The organism is Rhodococcus sp. NPDC077669 (genome assembly GCF_040686915.1).
In the GTDB taxonomy this organism is placed as follows: Bacteria; Actinomycetota; Actinomycetes; order Mycobacteriales; family Mycobacteriaceae; genus Rhodococcoides; species Rhodococcoides fascians.
On the sequence record NZ_JBFBMD010000016.1, the window covers coordinates 79,887 to 103,827 of the forward strand.

At 64.2% G+C, this 23,941-nt stretch carries 24 protein-coding genes; 14 read left to right on the top strand and 10 right to left on the bottom strand.

From position 1 onward, the window contains the following. Positions 1-151 precede the first annotated feature (151 nt). Together AB0P23_RS18010 and AB0P23_RS18015 are read left to right on the top strand one after the other, a co-directional pair. Positions 152-1,456 (top strand): WS/DGAT domain-containing protein, encoded by a 1,305-nt coding sequence (locus AB0P23_RS18010; protein WP_052061472.1) that lies wholly within the window; start codon positions 152-154, stop codon positions 1,454-1,456. A gap of 73 nt (positions 1,457-1,529) precedes the next feature. Then, entirely contained in the window at positions 1,530-2,402 is an 873-nt protein-coding gene (locus AB0P23_RS18015; RefSeq protein ID WP_032400257.1) for a PE-PPE domain-containing protein, read from the top strand. Between the two features lie 6 nt (positions 2,403-2,408). Here the strand turns inward: AB0P23_RS18015 and AB0P23_RS18020 are convergent, their stop codons facing one another. The 3 genes from AB0P23_RS18020 to AB0P23_RS18030 all read right to left on the bottom strand — a co-directional run bounded on the left by AB0P23_RS18020 (position 2,409) and on the right by AB0P23_RS18030 (position 5,765). Then, on the bottom strand, positions 2,409-2,768 hold the full coding sequence (locus AB0P23_RS18020) for a VOC family protein (RefSeq protein WP_027498102.1): 360 nt from the start codon (positions 2,766-2,768) through the stop codon (positions 2,409-2,411). 54 nt (positions 2,769-2,822) lie between these two features. Continuing rightward, the gene (locus AB0P23_RS18025) at positions 2,823-3,776 is read right to left on the bottom strand and encodes an alpha/beta hydrolase family protein (protein WP_032400256.1); all 954 of its coding nucleotides are present in this window, start codon (positions 3,774-3,776) and stop codon (positions 2,823-2,825) included. A 75-nt stretch (positions 3,777-3,851) separates the two neighbouring features. Further along, entirely contained in the window at positions 3,852-5,765 is a 1,914-nt protein-coding gene (locus AB0P23_RS18030) for an alpha-amylase family protein (RefSeq protein WP_032400255.1), read from the bottom strand. A 71-nt stretch (positions 5,766-5,836) separates the two neighbouring features. On the opposite strand from AB0P23_RS18030, the gene AB0P23_RS18035 reads away from it, so the two are divergent. After that, the gene (locus AB0P23_RS18035; RefSeq protein ID WP_206497993.1) at positions 5,837-6,796 is read left to right on the top strand and encodes an SDR family NAD(P)-dependent oxidoreductase; all 960 of its coding nucleotides are present in this window, start codon (positions 5,837-5,839) and stop codon (positions 6,794-6,796) included. A gap of 6 nt (positions 6,797-6,802) precedes the next feature. Here the strand turns inward: AB0P23_RS18035 and AB0P23_RS18040 are convergent, their stop codons facing one another. Further along, complete coding sequence (locus AB0P23_RS18040; protein ID WP_094715018.1) at positions 6,803-7,342, bottom strand: hypothetical protein; 540 nt, start codon at positions 7,340-7,342, stop codon at positions 6,803-6,805. Positions 7,343-7,379: 37 nt separating this feature from the next. After that, positions 7,380-9,119 carry a GAF domain-containing protein gene (locus AB0P23_RS18045; RefSeq protein ID WP_032400271.1) on the bottom strand — a complete coding sequence of 580 codons (1,740 nt, stop codon included), beginning with the start codon at positions 9,117-9,119 and terminating at the stop codon, positions 7,380-7,382. A 71-nt stretch (positions 9,120-9,190) separates the two neighbouring features. Here AB0P23_RS18045 and AB0P23_RS18050 point away from each other — a divergent pair, with 71 nt between their 5' ends. Together AB0P23_RS18050 and AB0P23_RS18055 are read left to right on the top strand one after the other, a co-directional pair. Beyond that, positions 9,191-10,564, top strand: a complete 1,374-nt coding sequence (locus tag AB0P23_RS18050) for an FAD-linked oxidase C-terminal domain-containing protein (RefSeq protein WP_363798639.1) — start codon at positions 9,191-9,193, stop codon at positions 10,562-10,564. Between the two features lie 35 nt (positions 10,565-10,599). Next, positions 10,600-11,160, top strand: a complete 561-nt coding sequence (locus AB0P23_RS18055) for a DUF2716 domain-containing protein (protein WP_206497996.1) — start codon at positions 10,600-10,602, stop codon at positions 11,158-11,160. Positions 11,161-11,210: 50 nt separating this feature from the next. Here AB0P23_RS18055 and AB0P23_RS18060 read toward each other — a convergent pair whose 3' ends face one another. Next, entirely contained in the window at positions 11,211-12,557 is a 1,347-nt protein-coding gene (locus AB0P23_RS18060; RefSeq protein ID WP_206497997.1) for an MFS transporter, read from the bottom strand. Positions 12,558-12,721: 164 nt separating this feature from the next. Here AB0P23_RS18060 and AB0P23_RS18065 point away from each other — a divergent pair, with 164 nt between their 5' ends. The 5 genes from AB0P23_RS18065 to AB0P23_RS18085 all read left to right on the top strand — a co-directional run bounded on the left by AB0P23_RS18065 (position 12,722) and on the right by AB0P23_RS18085 (position 16,712). Continuing rightward, complete coding sequence (locus AB0P23_RS18065) at positions 12,722-13,495, top strand: metallophosphoesterase family protein (RefSeq protein ID WP_308102591.1); 774 nt, start codon at positions 12,722-12,724, stop codon at positions 13,493-13,495. A 4-nt stretch (positions 13,496-13,499) separates the two neighbouring features. After that, on the top strand, positions 13,500-14,669 hold the full coding sequence (locus tag AB0P23_RS18070; protein WP_032369670.1) for a winged helix DNA-binding domain-containing protein: 1,170 nt from the start codon (positions 13,500-13,502) through the stop codon (positions 14,667-14,669). Between the two features lie 137 nt (positions 14,670-14,806). Then, complete coding sequence (locus AB0P23_RS18075; RefSeq protein WP_045840718.1) at positions 14,807-15,709, top strand: glycosyltransferase; 903 nt, start codon at positions 14,807-14,809, stop codon at positions 15,707-15,709. A gap of 54 nt (positions 15,710-15,763) precedes the next feature. Beyond that, positions 15,764-16,141 carry a polysaccharide pyruvyl transferase family protein gene (locus AB0P23_RS18080; protein WP_257885974.1) on the top strand — a complete coding sequence of 126 codons (378 nt, stop codon included), beginning with the start codon at positions 15,764-15,766 and terminating at the stop codon, positions 16,139-16,141. Further along, positions 16,131-16,712, top strand: a complete 582-nt coding sequence (locus AB0P23_RS18085; protein WP_268987765.1) for a polysaccharide pyruvyl transferase family protein — start codon at positions 16,131-16,133, stop codon at positions 16,710-16,712. The genes AB0P23_RS18080 and AB0P23_RS18085 overlap by 11 nt, the downstream gene beginning before the upstream one ends. Before the next feature lie 25 nt (positions 16,713-16,737). Here AB0P23_RS18085 and AB0P23_RS18090 read toward each other — a convergent pair whose 3' ends face one another. Continuing rightward, a complete protein-coding gene (locus AB0P23_RS18090) occupies positions 16,738-17,355 on the bottom strand; it encodes a class I SAM-dependent methyltransferase (RefSeq protein ID WP_363798644.1) in 618 nt (205 codons plus the stop codon). Positions 17,356-17,709: 354 nt separating this feature from the next. Here AB0P23_RS18090 and AB0P23_RS18095 point away from each other — a divergent pair, with 354 nt between their 5' ends. Next, positions 17,710-17,961, top strand: coding sequence for a hypothetical protein (locus tag AB0P23_RS18095; RefSeq protein ID WP_032400247.1), 252 nt, complete (start codon positions 17,710-17,712; stop codon positions 17,959-17,961). A 22-nt stretch (positions 17,962-17,983) separates the two neighbouring features. Here AB0P23_RS18095 and ychF read toward each other — a convergent pair whose 3' ends face one another. Together ychF and AB0P23_RS18105 are read right to left on the bottom strand one after the other, a co-directional pair. Further along, entirely contained in the window at positions 17,984-19,063 is a 1,080-nt protein-coding gene (gene ychF, locus AB0P23_RS18100) for a redox-regulated ATPase YchF (RefSeq protein ID WP_027498119.1), read from the bottom strand. Between the two features lie 85 nt (positions 19,064-19,148). After that, entirely contained in the window at positions 19,149-19,985 is an 837-nt protein-coding gene (locus AB0P23_RS18105) for a helix-turn-helix transcriptional regulator (protein WP_032400270.1), read from the bottom strand. A gap of 102 nt (positions 19,986-20,087) precedes the next feature. On the opposite strand from AB0P23_RS18105, the gene AB0P23_RS18110 reads away from it, so the two are divergent. Continuing rightward, positions 20,088-20,858, top strand: coding sequence for an SDR family oxidoreductase (locus tag AB0P23_RS18110; protein ID WP_032400246.1), 771 nt, complete (start codon positions 20,088-20,090; stop codon positions 20,856-20,858). Between the two features lie 22 nt (positions 20,859-20,880). On the opposite strand, the gene AB0P23_RS18115 is transcribed toward AB0P23_RS18110, so the two are convergent. Continuing rightward, the gene (locus tag AB0P23_RS18115; protein WP_052057009.1) at positions 20,881-21,183 is read right to left on the bottom strand and encodes a CD225/dispanin family protein; all 303 of its coding nucleotides are present in this window, start codon (positions 21,181-21,183) and stop codon (positions 20,881-20,883) included. A 194-nt stretch (positions 21,184-21,377) separates the two neighbouring features. Here AB0P23_RS18115 and AB0P23_RS18120 point away from each other — a divergent pair, with 194 nt between their 5' ends. Continuing rightward, entirely contained in the window at positions 21,378-23,651 is a 2,274-nt protein-coding gene (locus AB0P23_RS18120) for a carbon starvation CstA family protein (protein WP_206497998.1), read from the top strand. After that, the gene (locus tag AB0P23_RS18125; protein ID WP_072692145.1) at positions 23,652-23,822 is read left to right on the top strand and encodes a YbdD/YjiX family protein; all 171 of its coding nucleotides are present in this window, start codon (positions 23,652-23,654) and stop codon (positions 23,820-23,822) included. It begins immediately after the preceding gene. The last annotated feature ends 119 nt before the right edge of the window (positions 23,823-23,941 follow it).

Here is a 23,941-nt window from a genome sequence, read left to right on the forward strand (position 1 = left end):
CGTCGTGACAGCTCACAGAACGAAACCGGTCTGTTTCGAGACCGTCGACCGGAGATGCACGCCTTAAGCTTCTGGTGTGCCCTGTGCGTCCGCCGAACCTCTGTTGTCAAGCTCTGCGCGCCTTCATCCGGTCGATGCGCAGGCGCACTGGATGGCGTCGAAGGTCCCCAGTGACCAGTTTCTGCTGTATTGCTTCGAGGGAGCGCGCGAACCACTGGAGTCCACGGTGCGACGGCTGCGCATTCGCAGTGCAGCCGTCGAGGTGCTGAGTCTGCGAATCACAGAGGTACCGTTCGGTCTCGAGCGTCCACACTGGACTGCGATGGACCCCGCCACGGACACGATCAGCGTTCACCCCGAACCCCGGACGTGGCAGGAGTGTCTCGACGCCGTCGCGTCGTCGTTCGAGCGTCAGGTCGACCCGCGACACACGGTCTGGCATCTGCACCTGTATCCGAACGTATCGGGTGCTCCTGCGTGTGACGGACCGAGTCTTGTTGCTGTTCTGCAACTGTCGCACGCAGCCGCGGACGGAACACTGGCCGCCCGAACTGCTCGCGAGTTGTTCGGTACACAACCCGTGCCCTCTCGGCCCGTTACACCGACTGCGCCACCCGCACCCCTGACCGCCGCCGTCGCCGCCCTGACTCTGCCTGTGCGAGTGGTGCGCATGGCTCGCGCCGGCATTCGGGCGCGATGCGACGCACTGCGATTGGAGGAACACACCGCGTCCGGTTCGGTCCCTCCTCCTGCACGTTCTCGCGCGTTGACGACTCTCGACGTTGCGCCTACGGACCGGACGGATCTGCGAACGATCGTGCTGCCCAAGTCGGCTCTCCAATTCGCCGACACCTCGATCACCGTCACTGCCCTGACGGCCATTTCCGTTGCACTCCAACGGTTCCTCGGCGATTCGGACGATGCTTCGGCCGATCTCGCAGCCGAGGTCACCGTCGCACGGACGGCTGCAGTGGGCGCACGCAACAACTTCGGCAACGTCGGCGTCGGCTTGTTTCCCGCCGAACCGGACCTGCGGACTCGCAACCGACTCGTGGCCGCAGACCTGGCCGAGCGCAGAGCGCGAGCAGGTCACCCGGTGTCGCTGACAGCCCGCGCATCTCAGAACGAGACAGAACGCCACGTCCCGGCATTCCTGGCGGCGTGGGGAGTCGCACAGTTCGATCCGACTGCGGTGCCGCCGACCGTCACGGGCAACACTGTTGTCTCCAGTGTTTCGCGCGGTGCAGCGGACCTCACGCTCGGCGGCGGGCCCGTTCGATTCACGGCAGGGTTCCCTGCCCTCTCCCCTGCCATGAGCCTCACGCACGGCGTGCACGGTATCGGCGACACCGTCGCGATCAGCGTGACGTCCAACCGAGCGGCCGTACCGGATCCGGATCGCTACGAGACACTTCTGCGCGATGGCCTCGACGACGTACGTGCCGCGCTGAGCTGAACGCGTCAATGCCAGAGAGTTCTCAGCATTTGTCGGGCGTTCGGCTCAGGTTCGTCGGCCACACTCGGTAACCATGAACCAGGAGCAGGTAACCGTACTCGCGGTCGGCGGCACCGGCGAATCGCGTCCGGCCGACCATCGGACCCGCGTCACCGGTCTCCTGTCGTGTGTCGTCGGCGCACTCGACGATCGTTTCGTCGGCCGCTGGGTGGGCTACCCGGCGTCGTACGGGCCCGTTGCGTTCGGGGGACTGAGCTACCGGCACAGCACCGAACTCGGAGTTCGTCGCCTGCGCCGCGCGATCGAGAACACCACTGGGCCTCTCGCTCTGATCGGATATTCGCAGGGAGCCACGGTCGTTCGCGAAGTACTGGGCCTCGTTCACGACGGAATCGTCGACGGCAGCCGCATCGTCGCGGCCGGTCTGGTCTCGGATCCACAGCAGCCGGCCGGGGCGGTGCCCGGCTGCACCGGCCGCGGGGTCGCTGGAACCGGGCCGGCTCTGCCGGAGTCGATTCCGACCCACTGGATAGCTCTCGCGTCGGACATGATCTGCAACGCCAGCGACGACAGCCTCGTTCGCGACATCGCCGACCTGACGCGCTGGATGTCGTTCCGCACGCCCAAGACCTGGTTGCGCGAACTCTGGCTACTCGTGCGCAGCAACAGTTTTCAGAACGCGACTAGCACTCGCCTACGACCGGCCCAGTGGGCGAAGGATGTTCGACGCCTCCGCACCGCGGCCACCGAGGTGTCCGGGTACCTGCCCACGTCGCTCGGCTGGAGACGATGGGTGTGGACCAACTCGGGTGGCGGTCGGCACATCGCCTACGCGTCGGAGCCGTACGCAGACGGCCTCACCGGATGCCAGGTTCTCGCCCGCTGGCTCGGCGAGCAAGAGGATCATCGGCTCGGCCGAGCTCTGCCGGCCGCGCAGGTCGCGTAACGCAGATCAGTCTCGCTTGCAGAGACAGAAGATGTGGCCGACCGGGTCTCGGTACACCCAGAACGACTCGTGCGCGTCGTCGATCAACGTCGCTCCGGCGTCGACGACGAAGTCGCGGGCCTGTTCCATCTCGTCGACGACAAAATCGAGGTGAATCTTGATGCCGTCGTTCGGCCAGTCGACCGGGGTGAAGTCGGGGGCCTTCTGGAAGGCCAACCGCAGTTCGCCCGGACCGTGGACGACCACCCAATCTCCGTCGTCGCGCACCGGTTCCCAGCCGAGGATCGTGCTGTAGAACCGGGCGAGCGCTGCCGGATCGGGACAGTCGAGAACCGTGTAGTCCACGGCGATGACGGGTGCATTCATGTCGGAATCGTAACGAGAATCACCCGGGTCGGACTATCGATTACTCGCTGTCGATCAACCGCCGAATGCCGGGGCAATGGTCTCGAACCACGCCTCGTGCAGATGCTGCTGCCAGTGGTTCCACCAGTGCACGCCGGTGCCGGTGATCTTGACGTTGGGTCGACCGCCTGCAGCCTGCAACAACGGAACGAATGCCCGACTGCTCATGCCTGCGGCGGTTTCGAGCGGCACCATCTGCGCGAACTTGACGGGGTCGAAGCGGCTGCTGGCCGGGTTGAACACCGGGTCCGTCGCCGGTGAGCCGCTACCCGAGGAGACGAAGACTGCCGTGTTGCGCAACGCGCCGACATTGAGCGACGGATCGTTGCGGATCCAGTCTGCCGACGGCCAGGTGCCCCACATGTTGCGCGCGTTGCCGCCCATCTCGCCGACGGCGACCGAGATGCCCTGAGCGAATCCGGGGCTGCTGGCCGTCGGGTAGCCACTGAACGACGCCACCGCCTTGTAGAAGTCCGGCCGGTGAGCCGCCAGGTTCAGTGCCGAGGTGCCGCTCATCGACAGGCCGGCCACGGCGTTGTTGACGTTGTCGCTACCGAAACGATCGGCCATGAAGGGCGGCAATTCCTGGGTGAGGAACGTTTCCCACTTCACCCGTCCGAGCTTGGGGTCGTCGCGCTGCCAGTCCGAGTAGAAGGTTCCGCCGCCGCCGAACGGAATGACCACGTTGACGTGCTTGTCGGCGAAGAAGCTCTCGACGTCGGTTTCGATGAGCCAACCGCTGTTGTCCTCGGGCGCACGCAGCCCGTCGAGCAGATACAGCGTGGGTGCAGGGCCGCCACCGGCAGCTCGGAGCACCTTGATCGGGATGTTCTTGTCCATCGACGGCGAGTAGACGTAGACCAGCTCGGAGTCGGCTTTCGCCACACCGGTCCCCATCAGCACCGTTGCCATCGTGGCGACCATGACCGCTACCAGAGCGAGCACCGTACTTCGTAACCGACCGCGCATCGAGATTGTCCCCTTGTTCGTATCCAGCCCCACCGTCCCGGGGAGGGTAACAGCTCGGTCACGGTAATGCGTCCTCTAGCGCGACGGGCTGTCGACGATCCACCAGGCCGCGTACGGCGGCAGCCATACCGATCCGTTGTCGTCGACCGCCAGGTCGTGCTGCGAGAGCACCTCGGTGGGGGCCGGGATGCCGAGCTCGATCAACTGCGCATGGGGGAACGGGCGGTGCTCAGAAGTGACGTTGTAGAGCCCCACCAGGGTGCCGCTGGGATGACGTCTGCGCACCACGAGCAGGCCGTCGTCGGATTCGGTCTGGACGTCGACCGGCGCCTCGGCGTGCAACATCGGTAGACCGGAGCGCACCTTCGCGATGCGAGCGATGCCGTCGAACACTCGTTGGGCGTCGCTCCCCTGCTGAAATCGGCCGGCGCGGTCGGCGTCGGTGACGCGGGGTCGATGCACCCATCTGTTGTCCTCGGCATGAGCCGGTTCGTCTGCCCAGTTCGGGTCTCCCGGGGAGCCGAGCTCGTCACCGCTCCACACGACGGGAATGCCGCCCCATCCGGCAATGATGGCATGCGACAGAAAGATTCGCCCGAACGCGCCGTCGGGATCCAGGCGGGCCGGGCCCAGACCGGTGAGCGCGGCTGCGGTTCCACTGATCCGGCGATCCCCGGTGTCCGGATTGTACTGGAACAAAAGCCCTTCGGCCCAGGAACCGTCGAACTCGCCGGAGTACCAGTCGGCCAGAAAATGCCGATGGCCTGCACCCGACAGTCCGAGCGACGCCGCGTCACCGTCGTCGATGGCCCAGCCGATGTCGTCGTGGCATCGCACGTAGGTCACCCAGGTGCCACTCGGTGGCGTGGGCGGTAACGACGCCAGGGCATGACGCGCCAAAGCCGTACTGCCCGTGGCCAACATCGACCAGACCTGCACCATCAGCGAGTTGTGGTAAGCGATGTCCGATACTCGCCCGGTGTGTCTGCCCTGCCCCAGATACGGCAACAGATCGCGTGGGCCGACGATTGCTTCGGCCTTGAAGAGCGTTGCCGGAGCGGCAAGGCGAGCGGTCGCTCGGAGAGCCTGGGTGATCGCATGCACTTCGGGCTGGTTCTGGCAATTGGTGCCGAGCCGCTTCCACAGAAATGCGATCGCATCGAGGCGGAGCACTTCCACCCCGAGATTGGCCAGGTGCAGCACGATGCTCGCGAACTCCTCCAGCACAGCCGGATTGGCCCAGTTCAGATCCCACTGCCACTCGTTGAACGTGGTCCACACCCACTCGCCGAGTTCGTCGTCGAACGTGAAGCTGCCCGGCGCGAAGTCCGGAAATACCTCGGGGAGGGTGCGCTCGTAGGAATTCGGGGTCGTCCGATCGGGGTAGATCAAGAAATAGTCGCGGTACACGGGATCGCCGGCTCGCGCCTTGACAGCCCATTCATGTTCGCGAGCAACGTGATTGAGGACCAGGTCGACCACCATGCTGATACCACGTCCGCGCAAAGTCTCGGCGAGAGTACGCAGATCCTCGTTGGTGCCCAGATCTTCTCGCACCGCGCGATAGTCCATCACTGCGTAGCCGCCGTCGTTGTCGCCCGGCCGCGGTCGAAGCAACGGCATCAGATGCAGGTAGGTGACACCCAGATCGGTCAGATGATCCAGTCGTTCACCGACTCCGCGCAGCGTCTCGCCGTAACGGTCCACATAGCAGGCGTAGCCGAACATGTCCGGCTGCTGAAACCAATCGGGTTCGAGCAGTCGACGCTGATCGAGTCTGTGCAGATCCTCGGACCGTTCCGCGTACGCACGGGCGGCGATCTCCACGAGCGTGGCAGCCACTGCATCAGGCTCGGGGTAGACAGCCGTGACGGCGTCGTGCAGATCGGGAAACCACTGTTCGAGGCGGAGCTCGAACGTCTCGCGTCGATGGGCGGGCAGTTCCGCGAGGATGTCGCGGGTGACGTCTGAGACCGTGGTGTGCGCCATGGACTCATCATGGCATCGAGCAGTCGCTGCCGACGCGCATACATCCCGACTCCCCGGGGTACTGCCGCAGCATGTCATTGCTGAGCCGCACGGTGGACACGATTCTCGACAGAGCCGTCGTTCCCGGCTACTCCCGAATCGGTGCCACGGTGCGTCGGCGATTCTGGGCCGCCGATCCGTTACCGTTCGCCTCCCCCATCGACATGGTGGTGACCGGCGCATCCTCGGGGCTGGGAGCAGCTACCGCGAAGCAGCTCGCCCGCCTCGGAGCGCGGGTGCACCTGGTCGGACGATCGGCCGAGCGACTCGACGCCGCCGCTGGTGCCATCCGAACCGAAGTGCCCGACGCCTCTCTCGTGGTGCGTGAGTGCGATGTCAGCGATCTCGATTCGGTGGCGGCCCTGATCGCGGCGTTGGCGTCCGAACTGACATCGGTGCATGCACTCGTACATTGCGCCGGGGTGATGCCCGATTCACGACGACTCTCCGCGCAGGGTCACGAATCCGCTTTCGCCACGCACGTTCTCGGACCGGTCGCGCTGACGGTGGGACTGAGAGAATTGTTCGACGCCGGATCGCGGGTGGTGTTCGTATCGAGCGGCGGCATGTATGCGGTGCCGCTGCAGAACCCGGACTTCGAGTACGAGAACGGCAAGTACTCCGGCATGACGGCGTACGCCAGAACGAAACGAATGCAGGTGGTGGTGGCCGAGCAACTGGCCGAGCGCTTTTCGCTCGAGGACGATCCGGTGGTGCACAGCATGCACCCGGGCTGGGCGTCCACGCCGGGCGTCACCGGCTCTATGCCACTGTTCGATTCGGTGATGAAGCCCATTCTGCGCAGCGCCGACGACGGTGCCGACACCATCGTCTGGCTCGTGGCCGCCGATCCCGCGTTGACCAGCACCGGCACATTCTGGCACGACCGAGCGCCGCGGCCGACGCACTATCCCTCCTGGCGCGGAGATTCCGCGCGGGTGCGAGATGCATTGTGGGCGAATGTGGTCGAGGCAACGGGAATCGAGATCTGACGTCAGTTACGGCTCGACTGCCGGCCGCTTTCGCCCACCGACCACGTTCCGAACGAGTATCAGCAGTGTCAAGCTGGTACCCCAGCCCATCATGCACAGGATGACACCCACGCCCGATTGCCCGGTGACATCGGTGCTTGCTGAGACGCAGAACGCCGTCGAGAACCCAGCGGTCGTACCCAGCGCAGCGACGTGTCCGCCGGTATTCGCCCATCGCGACAGATGCGCGGCCAGCAGGCACAGCAACACAACCGTCGCCCCGCACGCGGCCACTTGCCAGGACGGGAACGCGTTCGGGGCCGGGAGACCCGGTCCACGGAACTCGCCCCGGTAGTCGGCAGACCAGCTCAGCCACCCTGCACACGCGACGAAACCCGCTGCGACAGCAATCGATCCGGTGGCCCACAGCCCCATAGATCCCTTCCCCGGCCCCTCTCGCAGTCTCGAGAACAGAGCCCACAGAAGGAGCGCCCAGAAGGTCGACGGCACGCCGACGAAAACGAAGACTATCCACAGAAACTGAGACCACGAAAAGTCGACCGCCATCCGCCGACGCTATCCGACGAGCACCGATTCGTTCGCATCACAGACCCAGCAGGTCGGCCGATCTGCGCAGCCGCATCAGGACCTGAAGATCGAGAGCATTGTCCGGGTCGCGCCAGTGCGTTCCGATCAGACGGTCGATCGCGTCGAGTCGTTGATAGAGCGTGTTGACATGCACCCCGAGAGCCGACGCGGTTGCCGAATGATGGCGTCCACGCGCCAGATACGTCGAGAGTGTCTCCATCAGCGGAACCCCGCGCTTGTTCTGCTCGGCCAACAGCGGACCCAACTTTTCCTGCGTGAGTTCGTCGAGATGTTCACGCGCCAAGTGGCTGAGCAGAATTCGATAGATTCCCAGCCCCCGCGCCGAACATGCTTCCCCCTCGCGGCCGAGGGTGACCAACACGTCGACGGTCTGCCGAGCTTCCCGATAGCCCTTTGCCAGCGCCTCGGGCCCGATGCTCGGCTCGGAGATTCCGACGGTGGCACCGGCGAGGAACATCAGTGTGACCGTCGCCGAATCGCGCGCGGGCACCACCACGATCAGGCTCGAACCTTGCTCCGCGACAACAGATCCTGTCGGGAATCGGCCGAGCTTGGTTCTCGACGCACCCTGCGCGACGGCTACACAGTAAGACGTGTCGGGGGCAAGTCCGGCCAAATGGAGTTGTCGCCGTTCGGCATCCGGAGTGGACGCCGGGTGCGAGAGCAGGTCCACCAGGAACGCATCCTGGGCGCGCCGCGCGGAATCGGCGGCGGCCCGCTCCTCGGCAAGTGACAGGGCCACTGCAGGCGCGGCTCGATCGAGCAGCAGACGCGTCCTGGCATCGTCCGGTCCGATCGAGATCAGCGCGCCGAGGAATTGTCCGGCTGCGGCCACCCGATGAGCCGTCATCGACGTCGTCGACACGGTGTCCTTGCCGTCGCCACACATGCGTAGCAGTTCGTCGACCTCCGCCGAGTGGACCGCCAGTGCCGCGGGAACCGCAGCGGCATCCGGAACGAAGTACGCCGGACGCTCGGTCAATACAGCAATCTCGCGCACCAGTGTCCGTACGCCGCCGCCGCGCAGGACCACCTGGGTCAACGTTCGGTCCCACTGCAGTGTCTGTTCGAGTTCGGCTGTGCGTTCGGATAATTCGGCATTCAGCGTCTCGAGCCGGTCGATGGTCCGTACGTTCTCGATGGCGATGGCCGCGTGCGCCGCCAGCGCCGAGAGCAGGGCGATCTCACTGTCTGCGAAGTCGCGTTCCTGGCGCTTGCATGCAAACAGTGCGCCGATCACTCGATCGCCCACCCGCAACGGCACGCCGAGCAGACCGCGCATGTTCTCCGAGCGGGCCGCGCTGTCCGCACCGGTGATGTGCTGAAACGCAGGCTCGCTCTGGTAGTCGGGGGTCCACGACGGCGACGCACTGCGCACGATGAGTCCGACCAGCCCTGCGTCCTGTTCGAGCCGAAGACCGACGAGCCTAGGAGTCAGGGCTCCGCTGGTGACGTCGATGACGAACTCGTCACCCTGTACAGACCCCATGTAGGCGAGGTCGACGCCGAGAAGCCTGCGTGCCTGGTCGACGACCTCTTGGAGAAGAGCACGGTTGTCTCGCACCGTCGTCAGTCGCACGGCGATGTCGTTGAGTGCCGCCAACTCCGTGCTGCGTTGACGTCGCTGATCCAGCAGGGCGCGTAGCCGCAGAGCTGCGTGCGCCTCGGCACCTGGAAATGCCTTCCGATGCTCCTCGAGACGATCGATCGACGCGTCGTCGAGCAGAAGTTCCATCCATGACTTCTCCGCGGACATAGAGAGAACCTACATTGGCCGAGACCCAGCTCACAGCTAGAGTCGAGACCATGACGCTCGTCGAACAACTGTCCGAGGCCTTACCCACCGATCGCATCGTGGTCGACCCGGACGTCATCGCCTCATACCAGCACGACGAGGCGGAGTGGGCCCCGTATTCGCTGGCCGTTGCCGTCGTGCGGCCCCGGACCGCCGAGGAGGTGCAGACCGTCGTTCGAGCCTGTCTCGCCCACGGAACGCCGATCGTCACTCGCGGGGCGGGCACCGGTTTGTCCGGCGGAGCCAACGCCACCGAAGGCTGCGTCGTGCTCGCGCTCGACGGGATGGACACCATCAAGGAGATCGACGTACTCGAGCGTTATGCCGTCGTCGAACCCGGAGTCGTCAACGATCACCTCAGAGCAGCCGTCGCAGAGGAGGGCCTGTGGTATCCGCCGGATCCGGCCAGTGCGCCGTGGTCGACGATCGGCGGAAACGTCGCCACCAACGCCGGTGGGCTGTGCTGCGTCAAATACGGCGTCACCCGCGACTACGTCATGGGAATGCAGATCGTCACCGGTACCGGAGAATTGGTACGACTCGGGCGTAAGACCGCGAAAGGCGTTGCTGGATACGATTTTGCGGGTCTGATGGTCGGATCCGAAGGAACACTCGGAATCATCACCGAGATCACCGTCAAGTTGCGCCCACTGCAGGATCCACAACGCACCGTCGCCGGCTACTTCGACAGCATCGTCGACGCCGGTCGTGCCGTGGCCGCAGTCGCCGCCGCAGGATTGACGCCGTCCGCGCTCGAGCTGATCGACAAGCAGTGCCTCATCGCCGTGGACGCCTGGAAGAACATGGGGTTGTCCGTCGAGGCAAATGTGGTGTTGCTCGGTCGGATCGACGATCCCGGACTCATCGGAGACCAGCAGGCCGAGAAAATGCTGACGTGCTTCGACGAGGCCGGAGCCACGTGGTCTGCGGTATCGACCGATCAGGAGGAGGCCGACGCCCTGTTCTCCGCTCGGAGGTTGGCGTACCCCGCGATGGAACGACTCGGACCGGTGTTGACCGAGGACGTCTGTGTGCCGAAGAAGCATGTGCCCGAGATGCTGTCGCGTATCGAACAGATCGGCCTGCGATACGAGACGACGATCGCCAACATCGCCCATGCGGGCGACGGAAACCTGCATCCGTTGCTCATCACCCCGCACGACGACATCCCGGCGCGCGAGCGCGCGCAGGCCGCCTTCGCCGAGATCATCGACGCTGCACTGGAACTCGGAGGCACTGTCACCGGCGAACACGGCGTGGGACTGCTCAAGATGGACGGACTGGCACAGGAGCTGGACCCAGTTGTGCTGGACATGCACCGCGCAGTGAAAAAAGCACTCGATCCGCACGGAATCCTGAACCCGGGCAAGGTATTCGCACCCTGAGATCGCAGCCTCCCAAGCCCTGGGACGATGGACCTATGACTAGCAAGCTGACCATGGACTTCCGCTCTGCGTTGCCCATCGGGTGGACCGAACTCGACCGAAGCGTGACATCGGAGCATTGGTCGCTGTTCGACAAAAAGTTCGAGTTTCGGCCCGGGACCACACCTGACTCGTGGCCGGCCATTGCTGAGCCTGCCCCGTCGATGACATTCGACCTCGACGCAGACACCGTACGCACGATGGCCTCATGGTCTGCGAGAGTCGACGCAGTCAATGCGGAAGCCCTGCGCTGCTTCGTCACCGAATTTGCGGATGACCCCACGTTTGTGGTCCTGGACTGGCAACACCCCTGCTACAGCTTCGATGCCCAAGCGCACGCCGATGCGGCCGAGAACGGCGAGTGGCGGGTACCCGTCTATCCGGACGGCGACTACTACATCTTCGCCCGCGACGAATTCACCGAGGGGACCTTCGGCCACCCGTGGGAACGCACCTTGTGTGTCTTCGGAACCCGCATGGTCGCCACCCTCGGGCGCACCTTGGCGACGTGGCTCCCCACGATCCGGGTCGACGGGCGACGGGTCGCGGATCGATAGCCGATTCGCTCGGCGTCGAGACGAGTTGCCGTCCCGGATCCCCTCGGTCGTCAGTGCGAGACCGGTGCCCCCATATCACTGCTGGTGCTGTCGTCCACCGTGCGACGGTGCAGCGCCAGCACCAACCCGACGGCCACCATCATGACGCCGCCTACGACCCACAAACCCGCCTTCGCGTTCCCGGTGGCGTCGAGTAGCCAGCCCGTCACGTACGGCGCGCCGAAGCCGGACAGGTTGCCCACCGAATTGATGATCGCGATGCCCGCGGCCGCGCCTGCGCCGGTGAGGAATGCACTGGGCAGGTACCAGAACACCGGCAGCGCGCAGAACACTCCGACTGCGTTGACCGTCACGGCGATCATCGTGGTGAACGGCGAATCCATGTACAGCGCAAATGGTATGGAGACCGCGCCGATCAACGTGGGGATCGCGACATGCCAGGTGCGCTCACCCGTCCGGTCCGAATGCCTGCTCCACAACACCATGGCGAGGGCACCCACCGCGAACGGAACCGCGACGATCAGCCCAGTTGTCACGAGGGAGAAGTTGGTATCGAACGTCTTCTTGAAACCGGCGACGATGCTGGGTAGGAAGAAGCTCAGCGAATACAGGCCGTAGGTGATCCCGAAGTACACCAGTCCGAGCATCCATACCCGTGCGTCGGTGAGAGCCCGCTTGACCGAGCCGGTGACGTGCGCGCTCTTCGACGACCCCTCGGACTCCAATTCCGCTGTCAGCCAATTCTTCTCGTCGTCGTCCAGCCATGTGGCCTGTGACGGCCGATCGGTCAGGTAGAACCAGGTGATCACACCGAGAACGATTGCGGGCAGGCCCTCGAACAAGAACATCACGCGCCAACCGGAGAGTCCGAACAGTCCGTCCCAGTACTGAATGATGGCACTCGACAGAGGCGCACCCAGTGCCGAGGAGACCGGCAGTGCCAGCATGAACAGGCCCATCAGTCGAACTCGGTACGCGCGAGGGAACCACATCGTCATGTACAGCAGAACACCGGGGAAGAAGCCCGCTTCGGCGATGCCGAGAACGATGCGGAGTCCGTATAGCCAGCCCGCTGTGGGTACGAATGCCATGGCGGCGGCCACGATTCCCCACGAGACCATGATGCGTGCAATCCAGCGGCGCGCGCCGAACTTGTGCAGGGCCAGGTTGCTCGGCACCTCGAACAGCAAATAGCCGATGAAGAACAGCCCGGACGCCAATCCGAACATCGTCTCGGTCAGCCCCAGCTCGTCGCTCATGGTCAGCTTGGCGAGACCGATGTTGGTGCGATCGAGATAGTTGACGAAGTAGGCCACCCCGAGGAACGGAATGATGCGTCGAGCGACCTTCTTGACCACCCTGGTTTCGATCTCGGGCTTCGTCGTGACTGCAGGCATGGGCTCGGCTTTCCATCGAACGGAAGTGACTTGGACCACACTAGGGACCCATCAGGCAGGGGTCTATGGAGAAATCACCCCTCGGAGACGGAGATCCGAGGGCGAAGTCTCCAACGCTCGACGAGGGTTGCCGTGTTGCAGTCGAATGCCCACGCTGCGATCCTGTGCTTGTGCGAGTAGCTCTCATTGCCGATATTCACGGCAACATCGCGGCGCTCGACGCCGTCCTCGAAGACATCGAACGGCAATGCGTCGACTCCGTGGTGAACCTCGGCGATCTGCTCTCCGGCGGACTGCATCCGCGCCGAACTGCGGATCGATTGATGGCACTGGGTTTCCCCACCATCGCCGGCAATCATGATCGCTACCTCCTCGAGCAGGAGCCCGATTCCATGGGCAGTTGGGATCGGCATGCCCACGATCGACTCGACGACGAGCATCGACGTTGGCTGGGTTCGCTCCCGTTCTCGCTGGAGCTGGGCAACGGAATCCTCGCAGTACACGGAACACCCACCGATGATCAGCAGTACTTCCTGCACTCGGTGTACCCTCACGGCTCTCGCGAGGCAACCGAGGTCGAAATCATCGAAAGGGCAGCAGGTTTCACGGACCGATCTGTCATCGCCTGCGGCCACACCCACCTGCAACGCCACTGGACTCTCCCCAGCGGCACGCTCGTAGTCAATCCGGGCAGCGTCGGCGCGCCCGCATACGACGACGATCAGCCCTACCCCCACGTCATGGAATCGGGGTCTCCACACGCCCGATACGCAGTGCTCGACGATCACGGCACAGGCAGCTGGACGGTGTCGTTCGAGCGCGTCGAGTACGACCACGTCGGAGCCGCCGACGATGCCCGCGCGCACGGAATGGCCGATATCGCCGACGCGCTTCTCACCGGTTTCGTCGGTCCTGCTCCCCGCGAGCAGTCACACTGAGCCCGTGAAGATCACCGACGCCCAGCGGCGACAGCGGCTCGTCGCGCAGCACTTGTCCGACGCCCCGAGCGCCGAATCCGTGGTGTCGTCGTTGCTCGCGCTGCATGCCACCGATCCGGCTACGGTGTATCTTTCCGTGCTGGCACGCGCCCGCTCGCTGGGATTGTCGGACGTTCGTGACGCGATGTACGAACGCCGTAGCTTGGTTCGCTTGATGGCGATGCGTCGCACGATGTTCGTCGTCGCGCACGACGACGTTCCGATGATCCACGCTGCCGCCAGCCTCGGAGTTGCCCGCACGATGCGAACCCGGTTGATCAAGCAGGTGTCGACGCTGCCGACCGAACCGGTGATCGACGACGTCGAATCCTGGCTCGCAGCAACCGAAGCCGAGACCGATTCCGTCTTGCGCTCGATGGGCACGGCGACCGGGGCGGAGCTGTCCGCAGCAGTACCCGGACTCAAGACCGCTCTGCTGCCGACCACGGACAAGGTGTACGACGTCAAACGCTATGTCACCTCCGAAGTCTTGGTGATGATGGCCGCGGAGGGGAAGCTGGTGCGGGTCGAGCCGCGCGGCGCGTGGACGTCGCGCCGACATGCCTGGGCACCGATCGATCAGTGGTGGCCCAACGGGATTCCCGAGTTGGACGAGACTTCCGCCCGAGCCGACGTGGCCCGGCGCTGGCTCGACGTGTTCGGACCGGCGACCTTGGACGACCTGCAATGGTGGACAGGATGGAACAAGACGCAGACCCGTGGGGCGGTCGCCGAACTCGACACCGTGGCCGTCGAACTGGCCGAGGGTGACGGAATCATGTTGACCGACACAGTGTTCCAGGATTCCCCGCCTCGGGCGATGCTGCTTCCCGCCCTGGACCCCACGCCGATGGGGTGGAAGCACCGACATTGGTATCTCGGCGAACACAAGGCCCCACTGTTCGATACCTTCGGAAATATCGGTCCGACCATCTGGTGGGAGGGACGCATCGTCGGCGGATGGGCCGTGGATTCCACCGGTTCGGTCGTCACGGAATTACTCGAGGACGTCGGGTCTGCGGTATCGAAAGAGGTTGCAGCAGAGGCCGGTCGGATCACCGCCCTGCTCGACGGTACCGCGGTGGTCCCGTCGTTTCCGACGCCGTTGGAGAAGAGACTGCGCGGAAAGTCGTAGCCACATCGGTCCGAGGTGACAGTCGGACTGTGTGTGTAAATGGCGGTGCCACACAACCCTTCGAGTTGCGTGATCCCCACTCCTACGGTTGGGATGCCTAACCAAACAGCACCCGGATTTCGTTGTAGGGTCACAACGTGCGTATCAGTCTGGTTTCCATCGTCCTCCCCGTGTACAACGGTTTGCCCGAACTGAACGAGCAGCTCCACGCGCTCGCTGCGCAGGACTACACAGGCGATGTCGAGCTCATCGTCAGCGACAACGGCTCGACCGACGGCCTCCGCTCACATCTCGAAGAATTGCCTCTACCTCTGTCGATGCGCATCGTCGACGCCTCCGCGAAGCGTGGCGTCTCCTACGCCCGCAACGTCGGCGTGGAAGCCGCGCGGGGCGACATCATCGCCTTCGTCGACCACGACGACGTCGCTTCTCCGACGTGGCTGACTGCCATGGTGCGCGCACTCGACAGCTACGACGCCGTGGGCGGCGCAATCGAACACGATTCCCTCAATCCGCCCGAGGTGACGGCGTGGCGAGACAACCCGCCGAACGGCACCCTGTTTCCCACCGCCTACCTGCCGTATGCCCCGGGAAGCAATTTCGCGCTGTGGAGGCGAGTCTTCGACGAGGTCGGAGGCTTCGACGAAGACCTCGTGGGCGGTGCCGAAGACGTCGACTACTCGTGGAGGCTTCAGCAAGCAGGATTCACTCTCGGACATGCCGCGGATGCGTCGGTCGCCTACCGCATCAGAACTACGGTTCGTCGATCGTTCTTGCAAGGCCGCGCGTACGGACGCACGTCGTACCAACTGTCGACCAAGCACCGTGCTGCGGGCTGCCCTCATCCGTCGTCCCTTGCCCGGATTCCCGCGCACACTGCGGCGATCTTGTATCTCGCGACAATTCGCAATCCGTGGTTGCCGAAGGTACTACGACCGATGCCCAGCGGTCTGTGGGCCCACTACATCGGAATCCACTACGGCGCACTGCGGATTCGAGTGGCCGCGCTCGGCCGCGGCCTGCGACGGAGTCCCCGATGACATACGAGATTGTCGACGCGATACGCGAAGAGACCATGGCCGTCCTGCGGCAACATGCCAAACCCGGAGATCGGGTGGCTCACTTGGACTTTCCGAATCACTTCAAATGCCGGTGACTCGCTCATCTACGCCGGTGAGGTCGAGTACCTGAAGCAGTTGAACGTGCACGTCGACTACGTGTCCGATCCGTTCACCCACAACAACGATCTGCTCGAACAACGAGTCGGTGATGGGACCCTGTTTCTGCAGGGCGGAGGAAATTTCGGTGACCGCTGGCCGATGGACCAGAAATTTCGTGAAGGAATCGTTTCGCGGTTTCCTCGCAACAAGATCGTGTGCCTTCCCCAAAGCATCGACTACTCCGACGCCGACGCCATGCACAGGACCGCGGCCCTCTACGCACAACATTCAGACCACCCTCATGCTGCGTGAACAGCGTTCGTACGAGCTGGCGCTCGCCCATTTCCCGAACAACCGCGTCGAATACTGCCCGGACATGGCGTTCGGTGCCGAGATCGCGCACAGCGCCGAAGGCTCTGCAGTGGACGTCGTGAAACTCGTGCGCGACGATTCCGAAAGCCTCGGTCATGCTTCGGTGAACGTCGACGCGTCGTCCGTCCAATACGACTGGGGTCTGCACGGAAGGGATCTGGCGATTTCGACGGTGGTGACGCTGCCGACCCGAATCGCATACAACTTCCCCAAAGCAAATCGTTTGCTGTACCCCGCTCTCGTTCGCTCGTACGAGCAGACAGCGAAGCTCAACCTCCGTGTGGCGCAGCGCATTCTGAATCTCGCGCCCGTCGTGCTCACCGATCGGCTGCATGCGGCCGTATTGGCCGCGATGATGGGCAAGCGCGTCGTGGCGATGGACAACGCGAACAGGAAAGTATCCGGCATCTACGACGCCTACCTACACCGGTTCGACAACGTTCAATTCGCAGCGACACCCGACGCCGCCGCCGACATGGTTCGGCAGGCCGTGTCCGACAGTCGACGATGAACAGTGGTCGACACCCCGTCCGTTTTCAGAAGGGGTAACGACCCTCGGCCCAGGCACGCGCGGCGGGAGGAGTGACCGCGTCGACGGGTTCGCCGTCGCGAAAGTAGTTGGTGTGCAGGATTCGACCCGCGTCGACTGCCTCTTGCCAGGCCTGCGTCGGACCTTCGCCGAACCAGAGCCACGGCGTGATGTCGTCCATGATGACGACCGATTCCGGGGTGGCGAGCGCACGAAGATCGTCGAGGTCTGCGCGGGCACCTTCCACAGAATGGTCACCGTCGATGAAGATTACATCGAAGCGCGCGTCCGGGTGTTGCTCGGCATAAGCCTTGATGTTGGTGTGCGAATCTCCCTGGATCAGGGTGTGTCGGCCCGGGAAGTGTTCGTCGACATGGGCTTTCGCGGCATCGCTGTACGCGTATGCGGCCAGATCGAAGGATACGACGGTCACGTCGGGAGAAGCCTCGAGGAACGCCCAACTCGAGAAGCCCGCATTGAACCCGACCTCGCAGATCGACTTCGTGCCGGGCCTCGCGGCCAATGCGGACAGGTATCCGAGTTCCGACTCGTCGGCTCCACGCTCGAAAGGCTCCCCCGCTGTGGCGGTTCGATGCACAAACGACTCGAGGTATTCCAGGCCCATCCATGTCCTCCTGTTCGACTGCTTAGGAGCGTAGCCGACGGTCGATCGTGCGCGCAGACGACAACTGTCACCTGGCCGACACCGATGTCTGTAGCGTTCGCACCAAATGACTTTCCGTTCGTGGAATTGCCATCGCGGGCTTGGCAATCGGAGTGATCGAACTGCTCGCGGTCGCTACTGTCGTATACGGTTTCGGATCTCTCACGCCAAAGCACGCCAGCATCCGTCGAAACACTTGTTCCGTACTCCTTACCGGCGACCGCACTCTTCACGGTTCCTCCCACTACGGAGCCACCGACTCCGGTCGAGACCACTGCGGACGCGACCGAGGCCCCCTGGGCCTCACTGCCCGAGGTGGACGGACCATGCGATCCGGGCGTCGACAATCACGGAACCTCCGCCGATGGCACGTTCCTGAAGTGCACCTATGCAGGGTCGACTCGCGCGCATTGGGTGCAGTCGGTACCGATCGTCGACGGCAATGCGGAGCCAGGGTCGGAATGCGACCCCGCAGCGAGAGGGATTGCGGTCTCGCCGGACGGATTCGACATGTTCTGGGTCTCCGACGGCGCGAACGGTGGCGGCTATTGGTCACCCGGACCGTAGGCGATCTGCGGATCGACGGCCGTCAGACGTTGAAGCGGAACTCCACCACGTCGCCGTCGGACATCACGTAGTCCTTGCCCTCGATGCGCACCTTGCCAGCAGCCTTGGCCGAGGCCATCGAACCTGCGGCGACGAGGTCGTCGAAGGAGACGATTTCGGCCTTGATGAAGCCGCGCTCGAAGTCGGTGTGAATGACGCCTGCGGCCTGGGGCGCGGTGTCGCCCTGGTGAATTGTCCACGCGCGAGCCTCTTTCGGGCCTGCGGTGAGGTAGGTCTGCAAGCCCAGAGTGTGGAAGCCGGCGCGCGCCAACGCGTCGAGACCGGGCTCGGTCTGACCGACGGATTCGAGCAACTCGGCTGCCGACTCCTTGTCGAGTTCGAGCAATTCCGACTCGATCTTCGCATCGAGGAACACCGCATCGGCAGGTGCGACCAGTCGAGCGAGTTCACCGATCTTGGCGTCGTCGGTCAGCACCGACTCGTCGGCGTTGAAGACGTACAGGAACGGCTTGGTGGTGAGCAGCTGGAATTCACCGAGCAGCTCGAAGTCGAGCTTGGCCTTCGCCGAGAACAGCGTCTTGCCGTCGTTCAGAACGGCCTGCGCGGCCAGAGCCGCATCGAGCGCCGGCTTGCGGTCCTTCTTGATCCGCACCTCTTTCTCGAGGCGCGGGATCGCCTTCTCGAGAGTCTGCAGATCGGCGATCGCGAGTTCGGTCTCGATGACCTCGATATCCGCGGTCGGGTCGACGCGACCATCGACGTGGACCACGTCGTCGTCGGCGAAGACGCGAACGACCTGACAGATGGCGTCGGCCTCACGGATGTTGGCGAGGAACTTGTTGCCCAGGCCTGCGCCCTCGGACGCACCCTTGACGATGCCGGCGATGTCGACGAACGACACCAGCGCGGGCACGAGCTTCTCCGAACCGAACACCTCGGCCAGCTTCTCGAGCCGGGGATCCGGCAGCGCGACCACGCCGACGTTGGGCTCGATAGTCGCGAACGGATAGTTCGCGGCCAGCACATCGTTGTTGGTCAGTGCATTGAAGAGGGTGGACTTGCCGACGTTGGGCAGTCCGACGATTCCGAGGGTGAGGCTCACGGTCTATGGAGTCTACTTTGACAACACGGCCAGCTCGGACAGTGCCCGGCCAGCGTCTGCTCGACGGCGTGATCTGCCATGCCGGTCACGTGGTGATCGCCGAATTCGGGTCCCAGCTCGCGAGGATCGGCAGGACGTGTGCCGTACTGGAATCCTCCTCGACCGTGTAGACGATCAGACTTTGATCCTGCGCGCTCGGCGAGGTCAGAAACTCGATTCCGAATTGCAGGGTGCCCGCCGCCGGATGCTGAATGATCTTGGTTGCACCTGCGAATTCGGCGACCTCGTGATCGCTCCACCATTGCTCGAAACACGGCTCGGACGAACGCAATTCGTCGATCAGCGCATTCAACTCCGAATCCCCTGACCGTCGGGCAAGCTCGCGGCGCAGTGCCGCAACCGAGGCCGCCGCGAACTGCGACCAATTGACGATTCGCTCGCGCGCGATGGGATTGCGGAACAAATAGTGGAACAGCGAATCCTCTGCGGACGACTGCAGACTCAACACCGCACGAACCAGCGCATTGCTGGCCAGGATGGTTCCCGAGCGCCCGAGCAGTAACACCGGCACGTGATCGAGCGCCCGCATCACCTGGAGTAATCCCGGATCCGGTCGCTCCGGGGCGCTGCCGACCGGCACAGCCGGAGATGCGAGATCGAGCAGATGCGCGGACTCCACCCGGTCGAGTTTCAACGCCCGAGCAATTGCCCGCAGCACCTCGGGTGAGACGTTGGCCTGGCGACCCTGTTCGAGCTTGCTGTAGTAATCCGGACTCACTCCGGCCAGCGCTGCGAGCTCTTCTCGCCGCAGGCCCGGGACCCGTCGCGCACCGGGATAGGTCGGTACTCCCGCCTCGGCTGGAGTGATGCGGTCGCGTCGATCACGCAGAAACGCGCTCAGCGCCGACCTGTCGTTGTTCACGAAATCCACAGTAGCCACGCGAGCGATCGCCAACCTGGTCATGACAGACCTAGGTCGAACGACGCCTGGTCCGCCCGATTCCGCGACCGTAGACATGGCGTCATGACATCTTCCAGTTCCACACAACTCCATGGACGCACCGCCGTCGTCACCGGATCGACCAGTGGAATCGGTGCGGCCATCGCGCTCACCCTCGCCGCCCAGGGGGCATCGGTGGTCGTCAGCGGCCGCGACGCCGAGCGCGGCAAAGCCCTGGCGGCCCGCATCTCGGAAGCCGGCGGCACAGCGGCATTCGTCGACGTCGATCTCTCGGGCAGCTACGACGAACTTCGTGAGTTCGCCGCCCGCACTACCGACGCCCTCGGCGGCCGCGTCGACATTCTCGTCAACAACGCCGGTATCTATCCGGCCACCGCGACAGCCGATCTTCCCGACGACCAGCTCGACGCCATGCTCGCCGTCAACGTCCGAGCACCGCACGTGCTCGTCGGTGAGCTCGCACCGGCCATGGCCGAGCGCGGCAGGGGAGTCATCGTGAACATCGGGTCGTGGATGGCCACGATGGGCAGTCCGTTCGCTGCGATGTACTCCGCCACCAAAGCCGCCGACGAGCAGCTCACTCGCAGTTGGGCCGCCGAGTTCGGCCCACGCGGTGTGCGAGTGAACGCCCTCGCGCCCGGAGCCACTCTGACTCCGGGCAACGAGGATGCACGCCAGGTCCTCGACGCCATGACGGCCGGAACCCCGGCAGGCACGGTGCTGTCACCGCAGAACATTGCCGACGGTGTGCTGTTCCTGGTCTCGGACGATGCCGCAATGGTCCACGGAACCACGCTCTACGTCGACGGCGGTATTTCGGTCACCCGCGGGTGATCAGCACACCGCCGTCGACCCGTCACATGTTCGAGACGACCAAGCCGATGAACGCCAGGTAGAGAACGATGAAGACGCCGAAGATGATGAGGGACAGCTTGCCGAAGAACGCCGCGCGCTGCGACGAGTACTGCGCGCCCTGGACATCGCCCATCGACCACAGAGGATGGACTTTCAACGCGTGATTGAACGCGGGGATGGCCAGTGGCCAGAAGAAGATGACTGCCACCACTGCCCACCCTGCGTTCGACGCGGGCAGCACGGGCGCGAAGGGCTGCGCCGCGGGAAAGGTCTGCTGATGAGTTTGCTCGTACGGTCCCGACATGTGGTGTTCCCCCCGAATGAATGAAGTAATGACACCCGGTACGACGCAGCCCAGGACCATCCGGTTCCAGGCTGCCGCCACTCGGCGCACACGAGTGACCGCCGGGCGCACCGCGAAGTGTCGATTCGAGGACGTGCAAGTGCGTCACGCATAGGGTGATCGCAGTCACACCTGCGACCATGGAGACCCCACACATGTCACTGAAAGCGGCCGACGATCCACACGTCGAATTGCTGAAGACAGACCCCGACCTACCACCTGTCGGAGTCGTCGATTCCCATCCCATGACGCCGATCAAGCGTCTGATGCTCGTCGTGATCGGCATGCTCGGCGGCGTCGCCTGGACGATCATCGCCATCGTCCGCGGCGAGAATCCCAACGCAGTCTGGTTCGTCATCGCCGCGGTATGTACCTACATCTTCGCGTTTCGCTTCTACGCCAGGCTGATCGAACGCAAGATCGTCTTTCCTCGCGACGACCGAGCCACGCCCGCCGAGATCTTGGAGAACGGCAAGGACTACATGCCGACGGACCGTCGGGTGCTGTTCGGCCATCACTTCGCCGCAATCGCGGGAGCGGGCCCCCTCGTCGGACCGGTTCTGGCTGCCCAGATGGGCTACCTGCCCGGCACCATGTGGATCATCATCGGCGTCGTGTTCGCCGGGGCCGTCCAGGATTTCCTGGTGCTGTGGATCTCGACGCGCCGCAACGGCCGCAGCCTCGGCCAGATGGCCCGTGACGAACTCGGAGTAATCGGCGGAACCGCCGCGCTGATCGCGGTGTTCGTCATCATGATCATCCTGATCGCGGTTCTTGCTCTCGTCGTCGTCAACGCGCTCGCCGAAAGTCCGTGGGGCGTGTTCTCCATCGCGCTGACAATCCCCATCGCCCTGTTCATGGGTGTGTATCTGCGCTACCTGCGGCCGGGCAACGTCACCGAGGTCTCGCTCATCGGCGTCGTGCTGCTGCTGCTCGCTATCGTGGCCGGCGGCTGGGTCGCCGAAACTGAATGGGGCACAGACTGGTTCACGCTCTCCAAAGTGACGGTCGCCTGGCTGCTCATCGGCTACGGTCTGCTGGCCTGCATCCTGCCGGTGTGGCTGCTGCTCGCCCCGCGCGACTATCTTTCGACGTTCATGAAGGTCGGCACCATCGCGCTGCTGGCCGTCGGCATTCTCATCGCGCGCCCCGAGATTCAGATGCCCGCGATGACCACCTTCGCCACCGAGGGCAACGGACCGGCATTCGCAGGATCGCTGTTCCCGTTCTTGTTCATCACCATCGCCTGCGGCGCGCTTTCGGGTTTCCACGCTCTGATCTCCTCCGGCACCACGCCGAAGTTGCTCGAGAAGGAGAAGCAGATGCGCATGATCGGCTACGGCGGCATGCTCACCGAGTCGTTCGTCGCCATCATGGCGCTCATCACCGCCTGCGTTCTCGATCAGCACATCTACTTCGCGCTGAACGCACCGGCGACGCTGACCGGCGGTACTCCCGAGACCGCGGCGGAGTACGTCAACGGTTTGGGATTGAGCGGCGGAGACATCTCGGCCGGCGAATTGAGCCAGGCCGCAGCCGATGTGGGCGAGGAGTCGATCATCTCCCGTACCGGCGGCGCTCCGACGCTGGCGTTCGGTATGTCCGAGGTTCTGCATCAGGTGTTCGGCGGCGAATCGCTCAAGTCGTTCTGGTACCACTTCGCGATCATGTTCGAGGCACTGTTCATCCTCACCACGGTCGATGCCGGCACCCGCGTCGCACGCTTCATGCTCTCCGACAGCATCGGCAACCTGCCCGGAGCCTCGGCCAAGAAGTTCAAGGACCCGTCGTGGCGTCCCGGAGCATGGATCTGCTCGCTGATCGTCGTCGCAGCCTGGGGCGCAATCCTTCTCATGGGAGTCACCGACCCGCTCGGCGGCATCAACACCCTGTTCCCGCTGTTCGGTATCGCCAATCAGTTGCTCGCCGCCATCGCCCTGACGGTGGTCATGGTGATCGTCGTCAAACGAGGTCTGTACAAATGGGCGTGGATCCCTGGCATTCCACTTGCCTGGGACCTCATCGTCACGATGACGGCCTCGTACCAGAAGATCTTCTCCTCCACCCCGGCCATCGGTTACTGGACGCAGCATTCTCAGTTCCGTGACGCGAAGGAGCAGGGCCTGAGCAGCTTCGGCAGCGCGAAGACCCCCGAGGCCATCGACGCGGTCATTCGCAATACGTTCATCCAGGGCACGCTGTCGATCATCTTCGCGGTACTCGTCCTGGTCGTCGTCATCGCCGGAGTCATCGTGTGCGTCAGAGCCGTTCGCGGTGCTGATCTGCCGGACAACGAGGAGCCGGAGGTGCCGTCGAAGATCTTCGGTCCCGCCGGATTCGTCCTCACCCCCGCCGAGAAGCAGATTCAGGCCGAGTGGGACGAACTGATCGATGCGGGCACCGTTCGACGCCCCGGGTCGGCGCACTAGATGCGCGGGCTGTGGTGGTGGATCACCTCGGTGATGGGTGATCACGATTACGACCGCTACGTCGCGCATCTGGCCCGGCACCACCCGGGCCAGGAGCCACCGACCGTGCGGCAGTACTGGAAAGACCGGCACGCGGAGGCGGACCGAAATCCGGGAGCTCGCTGCTGTTAGGGCTTCGCCGTCGTGGGGGGGGTTGGGGGGGCCCCGCGCGCCCAAACCGCCCCCCCCCCCCCCCCCCCCCCGGAACCACGCCCAGGGGGAAGGAGCCCCCCGGAAAACACCAAAAAAAC